This window comes from Psychrilyobacter piezotolerans, assembly GCF_003391055.1.
GTDB classification, from domain to species: Bacteria; Fusobacteriota; Fusobacteriia; order Fusobacteriales; family Fusobacteriaceae; genus Psychrilyobacter; species Psychrilyobacter piezotolerans.
On record NZ_QUAJ01000027.1, the window covers coordinates 1 to 12,648 of the forward strand.

Annotated in this window: 10 protein-coding genes and 1 pseudogene; 8 read left to right on the plus strand and 3 right to left on the minus strand. The window is 35.5% G+C overall.

The annotated features are described in order from the left end of the window. The first annotated feature begins 318 nt into the window (after positions 1-318). The 3 genes and pseudogenes from DYH56_RS16390 (at position 319) to DYH56_RS12705 (ending at position 2,972) form a co-directional block, all read left to right on the plus strand. Positions 319-453 carry a hypothetical protein gene (locus DYH56_RS16390; RefSeq protein ID WP_255414720.1) on the plus strand — a complete coding sequence of 45 codons (135 nt, stop codon included), beginning with the start codon at positions 319-321 and terminating at the stop codon, positions 451-453. Positions 454-459: 6 nt separating this feature from the next. Beyond that, on the plus strand, positions 460-2,046 hold the full coding sequence (locus tag DYH56_RS12700) for a DUF1214 domain-containing protein (RefSeq protein ID WP_199533029.1): 1,587 nt from the start codon (positions 460-462) through the stop codon (positions 2,044-2,046). Positions 2,047-2,395: 349 nt separating this feature from the next. Beyond that, a pseudogene (locus tag DYH56_RS12705) lies at positions 2,396-2,972 on the plus strand (IS6 family transposase). A 392-nt stretch (positions 2,973-3,364) separates the two neighbouring features. Here DYH56_RS12705 and hydE read toward each other — a convergent pair. The 3 genes from hydE to DYH56_RS12720 all read right to left on the minus strand — a co-directional run bounded on the left by hydE (position 3,365) and on the right by DYH56_RS12720 (position 7,617). Further along, positions 3,365-4,450, minus strand: coding sequence for a [FeFe] hydrogenase H-cluster radical SAM maturase HydE (gene hydE / locus DYH56_RS12710; RefSeq protein WP_114643253.1), 1,086 nt, complete (start codon positions 4,448-4,450; stop codon positions 3,365-3,367). A gap of 128 nt (positions 4,451-4,578) precedes the next feature. Then, positions 4,579-5,253, minus strand: a complete 675-nt coding sequence (locus DYH56_RS12715; RefSeq protein WP_114643254.1) for a response regulator transcription factor — start codon at positions 5,251-5,253, stop codon at positions 4,579-4,581. A gap of 3 nt (positions 5,254-5,256) precedes the next feature. Continuing rightward, positions 5,257-7,617: a response regulator gene (locus DYH56_RS12720; protein WP_114643255.1), complete on the minus strand. Its 2,361-nt coding sequence runs from the start codon at positions 7,615-7,617 to the stop codon at positions 5,257-5,259. 175 nt (positions 7,618-7,792) lie between these two features. Between DYH56_RS12720 and DYH56_RS12725 the strand changes: the two genes are divergently transcribed. From DYH56_RS12725 to dtd, 5 genes are all read left to right on the plus strand, one after another. Then, positions 7,793-9,133 (plus strand): APC family permease, encoded by a 1,341-nt coding sequence (locus DYH56_RS12725; protein ID WP_114643256.1) that lies wholly within the window; start codon positions 7,793-7,795, stop codon positions 9,131-9,133. Beyond that, on the plus strand, positions 9,134-9,832 hold the full coding sequence (locus tag DYH56_RS12730; RefSeq protein WP_114643257.1) for a gamma-glutamyl-gamma-aminobutyrate hydrolase family protein: 699 nt from the start codon (positions 9,134-9,136) through the stop codon (positions 9,830-9,832). A gap of 121 nt (positions 9,833-9,953) precedes the next feature. Then, positions 9,954-11,213 carry an APC family permease gene (locus DYH56_RS12735; RefSeq protein ID WP_158539152.1) on the plus strand — a complete coding sequence of 420 codons (1,260 nt, stop codon included), beginning with the start codon at positions 9,954-9,956 and terminating at the stop codon, positions 11,211-11,213. Between the two features lie 110 nt (positions 11,214-11,323). After that, positions 11,324-12,130 (plus strand): Cof-type HAD-IIB family hydrolase, encoded by an 807-nt coding sequence (locus DYH56_RS12740; RefSeq protein ID WP_114643259.1) that lies wholly within the window; start codon positions 11,324-11,326, stop codon positions 12,128-12,130. A 30-nt stretch (positions 12,131-12,160) separates the two neighbouring features. Next, positions 12,161-12,616, plus strand: coding sequence for a D-aminoacyl-tRNA deacylase (gene dtd / locus DYH56_RS12745; protein ID WP_114643260.1), 456 nt, complete (start codon positions 12,161-12,163; stop codon positions 12,614-12,616). The last annotated feature ends 32 nt before the right edge of the window (positions 12,617-12,648 follow it).

Genomic DNA, 12,648 nt, shown 5'->3' on the forward strand with positions numbered 1-12,648 from the left:
ATGGGAGGGTAGTTGCCATAAGAATATTGAGGGAATAAGGCCTTCAAAAAAAATAGTGAGGACGTTTGTTTGCTATACAAAAATTCTTGTTTTCAGTATTAAATACTATGAAATATCCATAAATAAGCAATTATTTGTCAAATTAACAAAGTTAAAAACTTAATAGATACATTGAGTTATCAAGGAAAATTAATAAAAAAAATTATTTACAAATAGGGAGGAAGCTATACTTACACTCGAGATGATTTTCAGTCAGATTATATAGCTATCGGGATTAGAATTGGAACTGATGGAACACAAGAAGATATTGATTTTATAGTGAATAAATTACAACCACAGATTAAAATTACAGATGCAGATATGGACAGCTCAGATTTTCCAGATATTGATAAAAAAGCTATGATGAAATTAAGGGAAGAGTTATTACCATATTATAAAAAATTAAGGAGATGATGTATTTTGATAAACAAGAACGTATTAAGAAATGGTGTATTAGTAAGTATGATAGTATTAGCTTTAACGGGGTGCAGCAACAATCCAGGTGAGTTAACATTTCAGCATCACAATCACTTAGCAAATTTAGAGTTTGATCGTGGTTACCCAACGGCTGATTCAGCTGAAGCTCTTCAGCAGGAGCTAGCTTTCCAAAGAGCTACCCAAGCATATCTTTGGGCACTTCCAATTACAAATATGAGAGCTATGCAAGAAGGGCATGCAGAGCTTATGGATGGAACAGCTTACAACAAGATTGCTATTTATGAAGACAGACTAAAAGCACATACGATTATCACTACACCAAACAGTGATGTAATCTATGGTTTAGCATGGCTAGACATGAAAGATACAGGACCTTTAGTTATTGAAATGCCAGCTGCATTACAAACTCTTGTAGATGATATGTTGCATGATGCATTGATTGGCCCTGAAAAAGAAGATGGCACTCATTATTTAGGAGATATAGGGAATGCTGGCCCCGATCGAGGTAAAGGAGGATTATTCTTAATCCTTCCTCCAGGTGTGTCTAGAGAGGGTTATGATTCGAATAAATATTTCATCTATGAATCAAATACATATGAAGTATTCTTATTCCTTAGATCATTTTTTGAGGATATGAATAATACAACCCCTGCAGTTGATCGTATGAAAGAAATTAAGATTTATCCATTAATTGGAGATGCGGAACCAATGGAATATCATGAAGTTTCAGATATACCAAGTAACTCGATCTCCCCTAAAGATTGGACTTACTTTGAACAGTTGGATCGTACTATTCAAGCTGAACCAATATTAGTGGTTGACCCTTACATGAATGGTATTCTTGCTTCTTTAGGTATTAAGAAGGGATATAAATTCAACCCATCGGATGCTGAGAAAGAAATGTTAACACTTGCAGCACAAACTGGTTGGAAAATAGCAAAAGAAGTTTCATTAAACTTTGATGAAAAAGGACGTGATACTGTTGGGCATACAACCTTCTGGGAGGAATCTCCTTCATGGGTAGCTCACGCCTTAACTGATGAGGAGGGTAACCAGTATACTGCAGGGTCTGATACTTCATATAATTCAGTTGAAACAGGGCACACAAATGTAGATGCCAAGATGCATATGTATATCAACCACTACTCTATATCCGATGCAATGATAAATGCTAAGATTGGACAAGGAGCCAAGTATGCAGGGGCATATAAAGATTCAGATGGTGAATACCTGCGTGGTGAATGCACTTATTCAATAACACTGCCAAACAACATACCTGCAGGACTATTTTGGTCGATAACTGCATATGATGCAGAAACTGCTGCTGGAGTGCCAAGCAACAATAAGTATCCATCAATTGGTGACCGTGATAACCCCATTCAAAATGCTGATGGTTCAACAACTCTATGGTTTGGCCCGTCACTGCCTGAAGGCGCTTATGCTGAAAACTATGTTCATATTCCAAAAGACACAAATTGGTTCGCTTTAATACGTCTATACGGTCCTCAGAAGAGTCTATTTACCGGTGAGTGGATTCCTGGTGAGTTTATAAAAATAGAATCTAATTAATAGACATGGAATAATATTTACTTATAAATGACTTCAAAAGAAATATCAAAAAATGAAAATATGAGAGTTTTATAAATAAGTGAATTACTTCCTGCAATAAACTCAAATTTAATTGGGGTTTCCATGGTCTTGTATTATGATTAGCATAGTATTTAAATTTTAGCATGTCAAGAAACCCCATTAAGCATTAGAGGTTTTGGCATGCTTTTCTTTACTTTGAGAAAGAGAATTGAACCAACATTCTAGCGAAATTATTATAAAAAATAGGTTTAAATCAATGGGGTTATTAAAGGTTCTGGTGCAACAATTTAAATGTGATAGAATATCCTAAAAACCTAGGAGGAATATCATGCAACCAAAAGAATTTAAATATAAACAATTTGAAGGTGAAGTAATATTGCTTTGTGTCAGGTGGTATTTGAAATATCCTCTTAGTTTTAGAAACTTAAAAGATATTATGATGGAGAGAGGAATTGAGGTGTCGCACACTTCTACTATGCGTTGGGCTCTGAAGGTAATACTGTAGACTTTCTATTAACTTCAAAGCGAGATAAAAAGGCTGCTAAAAGGTTTTTAATAAGGCATTAAAATCTAAAAACAATGTTACTCCTAGAGTGATCACGATAGATAAGAGTGGAGCTAACCTTTCTGCAATCAACAGCTTGAAGCAAGAAAACTCTGATGTTTTGGACAGTTTAGAGGTACGCCAAAACAAGTATTTGAATAATATTATTGAGCAAGATCATCGTTTTATTAAGCGAATAGTAAAATATGCCTTAGGTTTCAAAAGCTTTAATACAGCTAAGCGTATATTGTCTGGAATTGAAATAATGAATATGATAAGGAAAGGGCAAGTCGATGGATTAAATCGAAATGCCCTTTTAGAATGTAAATTTATAAATGAGTTATTTGGAATTGTAGATTAAATAAAAAATCTTATAGAAATTTTGTACTTTTTCATAATTGTTGCACTAGAACCAAGGATTTCCCACAATTGTTCAGTTCTATGAATAGATAGAAATTAGAATCACTGGTACAAGCTAGTGGGAGAGATATTTATAAGTTAAATAAAAAAGTTCCTAATTTTTTAGGATCTTTTTTAATTACTTTTGAGGAAACAGGCTCTAACGTGTGCCCCAGATGTTTACTTTTTCTATCTGTCGTGATGTTCCCTTGGAGTTAGGAATTAAGTCAAGTTATATAATAAAAATTCTACTTCAAATAGTGATTCTGTGGGGACAGTTTGGAGACAAAAAAGGAAAGTTAGATAGACTCTAACTTTCCTTTTTTTAATCACCCTTACACCTTTTAAACCAACTTATTTAAGTTTCTTTTTAAAATGCGGGGAATCTCCCCAGTCATTGTAAATAATCTCGTCTCCGACACTTTCAACTCTCTTACCCAGACAGCTTTTACACTGATCGGCATTGTCATCTATACATGGTTTATTGTTATAAAGCTGGTACTTAGCCTTATGCTCTTTAATAGTTGTAATAGGCATTAAAATATTAGCCCCTGCTTTTAAGCCTTTCTCCCTGCCTAAAGAATCCAATCCCTGAAGAGCAGTAGTAGCTGCAATATTAACATCTTTTAAATAGATTCTTGTCAGTGCTATCATCTTTAAACCTAATTCAACTCTTTTTTTCTTATCCAAAATATTATTTTTTTCCTTTTTCCCCATGGGAGTATCATCATGGAGGATATAAGGCCCCATACCTATCATATCTATATCCATCTTCTCATAAAATAATATGTCATCCACCAAATCCTCTGTAGTCTGACCCGGTAATCCAATCATTACTCCTGTACCTACCTGATATCCGGCCTTTCTCAGATCCTTTAGACACTCTATTCTGGTATCATGGTTGTGAAGGGGATCTTTGGGGTGTAGGGAGTCATAGATATCTTTATTAGAACTCTCTATTCTGAGTAAATATCTATGAGCTCCGGCATCGAACCACCTTTTATATGTTTCATAACTCTGCTCACCTAAGGATAAGGTGATTCCCAATTTATTGTTCGAAATCTCTTTTATTCCAATTACAACTTCCTCAATAAAGTTAACGAACTCTTCATCACACCTTTCCCCGGCCTGAATAGCTATAGAAGCATAATTATTTTCATAGATCCATTTAGCCCCTTCCAGAATCTGTTCTTTGGTCATCCTGAATTTTTCTACCTTATCATTATCTCTTCTAATCCCGCAATAAAAGCAGTTTTTAATGCATTCATTACTAATTTCTATAAGCCCACGATAATAAACTTTATTCCCGATATTTTCCAGCTTAACTTCATAAGCTTTCTTAAATATTTTTTCTATATCCTCTGCTGAATTTGTATTCATTAAGCAGATCAAATCACTTCGATCTAATTTTTCTTTATTTAATATTCTTTCTATATCCAAAATAAATCCCCCTGTAAATCTTTATTCAACAGATAAATAATACCATTAATTAGTGAATTTTTCCACAAAAAACTCCTAAAATTAATTAAAAATTCCTCTATTTTACAATTAAGACCGTAAATCCAACTTTATAATGTTTCTCTCAGGATGTATCCTCTTCCCTGAAGGGATTCGATGTGGCTGTCAAAGGTAGAAAGCTTCTTCTTGAGCTTCCTTATATATACATCTATGATCCTGTTCCCCTGAATAAATTCATCCTCCCATACCCTCTCATAGATATTCATTCTGGAGAGAGCCACTCCTTTGTTTTTTGCTAAAAAAACAAGAAGGTTATACTCGGTTTTGGAGAGCTTGATCTCCTCTCCCCCCTCCCTCACACTGTTGGCTGAGAGATTGATAATAATATCCCCTACCTGGAGAAGTTCTATCACAGCAGCATTTTTTCGTTCCACCACCCTTATCCTGAGAATCACCTCATCTATATTAAAGGGCTTTTTTACATAATCATCTGCCCCCCTTACAAATCCATCCACTATGTCCTGCTGTTCCGTCTTTCCTGTGAGCATTATTATGTGGGGAGTCCCGTAAACTCCCGGATGATTTCTTATTTTTTCACAAACTTCTAACCCGTCTATCCCCGGCAGGTATAGATCTAAAAGTACAAGCTGCGGGCTCATATTTACTATCGTCTGTAAGGCGGCTTCTCCAGATGCGGCTGTACTAACCTCATATCCTTCTTCCTTTAAAGTTTTTTCTAAGTGATTTCTTGTTATCAGACTGTCCTCTACTATTAATATCTTCATATTCTATTCCTCTCCAATCCTGTCTTTTAAACTGTTCCATCTAACCTCTATACCCTTTAAATACTTAACTTTTTGTTCAACGTTCTCTGAATCTTTTTCAATTTCTTCCAGAAGAATTCTTATTTTATCCTCTTTTAAATATGAAAACTCCCCCTTAAGCTTATGAGCATAATATCTTATCTTCTCATATGATTTTACTTCCAGAGCTTCTTTTAACCGAAAAAGTCCTTTTGGTATCTCCTTCAAACAATCGGCTATTATCCCTTCATTGCCCAGTTCATTAAGAAGTCTTTCAACCTTTAGCTGAGGCACAAGATTCTCAATTGCCTCTATAAGATCATCCCTCTGAAAAGGCTTTGTTACATAGGCATCCAGTGACCCTTTAAGTGCTTTTACTCTATCCTCTAAAAATGCATTTGCAGTTATCGCCACAACCGGTAATTTCATATCTATCTTTTTTATCCTGTCAGCCAGTTCGTATCCATCCATCTCAGGCATCTGTATATCTGTAAATACAATATCAATTTCACCTGTTAATAATTCCAGAGCTTCTGAACCCCTGGAAGCAGAAATGACCAATATTCCAATCCTTTCTAAAAGATCTTTTAATACATTTAGATTTAGCCTGCTGTCATCAACAATTAATGCTTTGATATTCCTTGTTTTGACCTCTATCTGTTCCTGGTTTACCTTCTCCATACTTCTATGGATCTTCCAGTTAAATAATGGATTCATACAAATAACAGAGACTTTTAGAAGCTCCATAGGTAAACTGCATACAACTGTACAATCTAAAGTATGCTTTTCCGGCAGATACAGATCTTCCCCTATAAAGATATGGGGGTAATCAAGGAGTATTTCCCCATCCTCGGATAGGTCCATAAACTCCTCTTCATCGGATATAATTATATAAGGATGGTTGTAGTCATCTCCGAACTCTTGAAAAAACTCCTTTACCTCTCTTGTGGCTGTATATAAAATAAAGCCTCCGGTGTTTGGCTGTAACTTATCTTTTCCTTCTGGAAGAGACAGTTTAAAGTAAAAACTGCTTCCCAGGCCCACGGTACTCTCAACCATAAGCTTTGACCCCATCAAAGATAAGAACCTTGATGTTATTGCCAGTCCCAGTCCCGTTCCTTCATACTCTCTTGAGTTCCCCTGCTGTCCCTGAATAAAATCTTCAGTTATTTTATCTACCATCTCTTCCGGAATACCTATTCCGGTATCTGTCACTCTAAAGTAAATGTCTCCGGACTCATTTATTTTAACACAGATAGTAATTTCACCCTCATGGGTAAACTTAACTGCATTTCCAACCAGGTTTATAAGAATCTTTCTCAGAGCTAATCTGTCTCCCACTACAAGATGGGGGATATCCTTTGAACAGATACATATGAGTCTTAAATTTTTCCTATTTATTATACTCTCAAATATTTGAAGTATCTCTGTGAGAGTTTCCCTCAGAGAAAACTGGTTTCTGTGAATTTCTATTTTATTTGCTTCAATCTTGGAAAAATCAAGAATATCATTTATGATCTCCAATAAATGATGGGATGCTCCTCCTATAACCCCGATCTTTTCATTGATCTTCCTGTCCATGGGAATATCTCTCAGGGTTTCTACCGTGCCTATTATCCCGCTGAGAGGTGTCCTTATCTCATGGGACATGTTGGCCAGAAAACGCCCTTTTTCCAGGCTGGCTTCCTCTGCCCTGAGCCTTGTTTTCGTGAGTTCCTTTACAAGTTTTCGTCTGCTTATTATCAGATAAAACATGATAAAGGAAACCATTATTGTCAGGTGGAAGGAGATTATTATCTTATTGAGGTTTCTCTTGTCTATCACAAAAAAGTGCCCATCCATATTGTAAAATGAGTACCCTCCCTCCAAAAGAAAATAGTTTAATTTATATTCTTTTGCCTTGGGATAGTTAAAAAACAATCTTTCCCTTACAGGGGAACCGTGGTATGGTTCGTCAGGATATAACACCATAACAAACTCATCCCTGGGAGTGTACCTATATCCGTAAACAGGGTAATTAAGGTTCTTTAAATCCGAGGTTTTTCTCCTGTCTTTAACAACCAGAGCTCTTGACCCTCCAGATTCTTCTTTATTTTTTCCCATCGAAAAGTTTGAAAACTCTATCTTCGAAAAACGTTTCTTTAAGTTATTTGTTTCTTCCCCTTTAAAGCCTAAAAGATAGACCTTCTCTACTGCAGGCTGAAGATAAATTACTCTTTCAAAGTAGGCCTCCAACCCATGAGAAAGGGGAAGCACTTTTCTCTCTGTTCCTATATTCATTGAGGGCTCTATTCCAAACACTCCTATACACATTATTATATATAAAGACATAATTATTCTTTTCATTTACTTCCTCCTCAGAGGCATTATATCTTTTTTTAAAAATAAAATCAAAAATTAACAATTTGTTAACAAGTTCATATTATACTTATTTTGAACTTAGAGTTCTTAAAGAAATCGTAATGATATAAAATTCATCAATATTTTTTTAAACATTACGTAATATATTAGGGAGGAATTTATGAAAGGAAAATTAGGATTTTGGAGTATTGTACTTTTAGGTATTAACTGTATCATCGGTACTGGGATTTTCGGATTACCCAGTAAAGCTTATGCTATGATTGGTGAAGCAAGTGTCGGTGTAATTATTTTTGATGCATTATTGGTTATTTCTATTGCTCTGTGTTTCGCAGAAGCTGCTGGTCGTTTTAAAGTTAATGGAGGTCCTTATATCTATGCCAAGGAAGCCTTTGGAACGTTCTTTGGTTATGAAGTGGGTCTTATGAAATGGCTCATGGGAATTATCGGCTGGGCTACATTTGCAGTATTTTTAGGAAACAGGCTTGCTCTGGTTTTCCCGACGTTTGACACTTCATCTGGCAGGATGGCTATTGCAATCTTTAGTATCCTTTTCTGGAGTGTAATTAACTTAATGGGAGTAAAATCTTCTAAAATAGTTAATAATATAGTTACTTTAGGAAAAATAATACCATTATTTTTATTTATTTTTGCAGGAATCTTCCTATTTGGTAAGGTCGATACAACAACTTTAACTAAAACTGTTGCTGTTGCAGCATCTGCACCTAATGGAAATACCTTAGTAGAAGCAGCAATATTATTTTTCTTTGCTTTTACAGGTTTTGAAGCTATAGGTATCGCAGCTGGAGATATGATCAATCCTCAGAAAAATCTTCCAAAGGCGATTGTTGTAGTAATGTTAATTGTATCAGCTGTTTATATCGCTATCCTATTAATATGTATGAAAGTACTGGGACCATCTCTTGCTGTCAGTAAGGCTCCTGTTGCAGAAGCAGCTGGTGTTCTTTTAGGAAGCGGCGGAAAATCATTTATTATGACAGGAATATTAATATCAATAATAGGAATCAATATGGCCGGTTCTTATACTTCTACAAAGTCTGGAGTAGCCTTAGCTGAAACCGGTCTTGTTCCTGAATTTTTCTTAAAAACAAATAGTAAAGGGGTTCACTATAACGCAGTTCTTGCATCTATGATAGGAACTATGGTTCTGGCAATGAGTGGAAGTTTTGCTGCCCTTGCGTCTATCGGTGTTATTGTTAGATTTATCCAGTATATCCCAACTTGTGCTGCTGTTCTGATCTTTAGAAAAAGAGACAGGGAAAACGGAATAAAACATGAGGGGTTTACAATTCCATTTGGTCCAATTATTCCTATTATTGCTTTAGTTGTAAGTGTAATCCTATTAATTAAAGCAGGTATAGCTACTCCTCATAAAATCGTTTATGGTTTAGGAGGGTTAGTAGTTGTGGCTCCATTCTATAAATTCTCTAAAGATAGGATGGAAAAAGTAGAGAAAAAAGAAGCCTTGGGAGGTGCCCAATAAATGAAAGTAATTGGTATTTCAGGAAATAAAAAGTTTTTAGATGGTTTTAACAGGGATTATGTTTTCGATCACTATTCCACATGTATTGAAAAAATCGGTGCTGTACCGCTGATTTTACCAATAACTAACAAGGAAGAAGTTGCTAGGGTATATATCGATAAGATCGATGCCTTAATAATGACCGGGGGTATCGATGTAAACCCTTTCTTATATGGTGAGGAACTTACAAAGGAAACTGAAGTACCTTTTATCCAGAGAGATACTTTTGATTTCCTGCTTATCAAGGCTGCACTGAATAAAAATATCCCTATTTTAGGGATATGCAGAGGGATGCAGATAATAAATGTATATTTTGGCGGTTCACTGCATCAGGATATAAAATACTATGGTGAGACCAATGTGCAGCATGTACAGAAATCTAATCACCATGAGCCTGTTCACTTTGTGGATATTGAGAAGGATTCTATCCTCTGTACTCTCATCGGGGAAAAACAAATTGTCAATTCTGTACACCATCAGTGTATCAAGGAACTGGGGGCAGGACTGACAGCTTCAGCAGTATCTTCTTCCGATAAGATAATTGAAGGTTATGAATCTAAGGGTAAAAACAAGATCCTGGGTATCCAGTGGCATCCTGAGATGATGTTTGCTGAAGGAAATAATGAAATGGAAAATATCTTCCGGTTTTTACTTAGATAATCAGAAAAATTATTCAGATAGAGGGCTTTCTAAAAAAGAGGCCCTCTTTTCAATTAAACATACAGATGATATACTATTTAAAATATTATAGATATCAATTTTTATAAAAGGAGGGCAGACTGTGACAAATAAACTAGGTTTTTGGAGTATTGTTTTACTTGGAATAAACACCATTCTTGGATCAGGTATCTTCCTTCTTCCAGGAAGTTTTTATATAGCCTTAAATGAAAGAGGGGTTTTCCCTACCCTGATTGTTATCGCCACCGTTCTTTCTATCTCTCTTTGCTTTGCTGAAGCCTCTGGAATCTTTGAGGGGTATGGAGGTCCTTATATATATGTGAGAGAAGCTATGGGAGAATTCATGGGGTTTCAGGTTGGATTTATGAAGTGGGTTATCTCTCTTCTTGCCTGGGCAACCATGGCTGTTGCTTTTGCAGATCTTTTGGTGGCCTTTTTAGATATAGCTCATATCCCTTATATTGAAAAGATTCTTGCAGGACTCCTCATTGTCATCCTCTCCTATATCAACTTTTTAGGAGTAGAATTAACAAAGAGTTTAAACAATATTGTTACCCTGGGAAAGATGGTGCCTATTATATTATTTGTTTTTATAGGAATTAAATATATGGGAAAAAGCAACCTCATCTTTATCGCAAGGGATCCCGGAAGATTGATAACGGGTATTGCAGATCCTATCCTGATCCTATTCTATGCATTTACAGGTTTCGAATCAATTGCAGTAGCAGCCAGAGATATGAAAACTCCCCTTAAAAACCTTCCAAAGGGTATTATCAGTGTAATGATTGGTATAACAATACTTTATCTTATCCTGATCTTTTCTATCCTGGGAGTTCTGGGAGGAAATATAGCCCCGGATTCATACCCTATATTTCATGCGGCCTACCTTCTGCTGGGACCTCTTGGAGGAAGCTTTTTCTCATCGGGGATAATAGTTTCTGTTATTGGTATCAATATTGCATCATCTTTTATAAGTCCAAGATCTATAGTAGCACTATCTGAGAAAAATACCATGCCGGAATTTCTCTCCAGAAAAAATAAATATGGTACCCCTGGTGCTGCTATCATCCTCACTGGGGGGCTTTCATTACTTATAATTCTTATTGGTAACTTTAATACCTTAGCTTCATTTTCTGTAATTTCAAGAATTTCCCAGTACCTGCTTACGTGTATAGCTGTCATCATATTTAAAAAGCGGGGTATTAAAGGCTCTTTAACCTTGCCGGGAGGGTACCTTGTTCCTATTATTGCCTTGGTAACTATGGGTATTTTATTTTATAACTATCTAATTTACATAGTTACTGTATTTTTAATATTTTTTCTCATTGGAAGATATTTTTATAGTTATGATAATAACAAATAAGCAGCTCAATGGCACATTTCTAAATTAAACACAGTAGTCCTTAAATTATTGAACTGATTTTTTTAGGCCAATTTATGCTATAATAAAAAGAAAAAAAGGAGATTATACTTATGAAATATAAAGCGGTTATTTCTGATTTAGACGGTACACTTTTAAATTCAGAACACAAAATTTCAGACTATACTAAAACAGTTATTAAATCTATCATTGACAGCGGTGTAAAATTTTTTATTGCAACCGGCAGGCACCACACCGATGTATTGGCTATAAAAAAGATTTTAGATTTAGACAGTATTATGATTACCTCTAACGGAGCCAGGGTTCATGATGAGGAAAATAAAGAGATCTTGGCCAGAGACCTTCCCCTTTCTATCTCAAGAGAGATAATAGACCTTAAATTAGATGAGGAAATTTATGTAAACTTATATGCCGGGGACCATTGGTATACAGAAAAAGAAGCCCAGTGGACCGAAGCATTTCATACTGAATCCGGGTTCACCTATACTTTAGCTAATTTTGAAGACCTGAAAAATACTAAAATCACTAAATTTTTCTATCTCCATGAAGATCCAAAGGTCATGGAAAAACTGGAAAAAAAAATTAATGGACTTTACCCTGACCAGCTTAATGTCACTATGTCACTACCTGTCTGTTTGGAAGTAATGGCTAAAGATGTCTCTAAGGGAACTGCCATAGTAGAGGTCTTAAAATTAGAAGATATCAAGATCGAAGAAACTATCGCCTTTGGTGATGGATTGAATGATTTGGAGATGTTAGAGTTAGTAGGAAAAGGATTTATAATGCAAAATGGCAGCCAAACCCTTAAAGAAACATTACCACATTTAGAGATTATCGGAGATAATACAAATGATGGAGTAGCTAAAAAATTAGAAGAAATATTTGAAATAAAAAAATAATTGATTTAACTATAAGTGGAGGAACGGGATATGAGAGTCGTTTTACAGAGAGTTTCAAGAGCAAGTGTAGAAGTAGAAGGAAATATAATCGGGAAAATAGACAATGGATTATTACTGTTATTAGGTATTCATGTAGATGACAATATAAAGGAATTAGAATGGATGGTTAACAAGGTCATAGGACTTAGAATATTTGAAGATGAAGATGGAAAGATGAACAACTCCCTGACCGATGCAGGCGGCAGTCTCCTAATAGTGTCACAATTTACCCTCTATGGCGATTGTGAAAAAGGAAGAAGACCAGGATTTATAGATGCTGCCAGACCAGAAAAAGCTATCCCCATGTATGAGGAGTTTATAGACAGGTGTAAAAAATTAGGAGTCCATGTAGAAAGTGGTGAATTTGGTGCTGATATGAAGGTGGATCTTTTAAATGATGGTCCCGTTACTTTGGTAATAGATTCTCCTGCAAGACTCAGAGGATAGAAAACAAGAACTTAATTAAAAAATAGTCCACT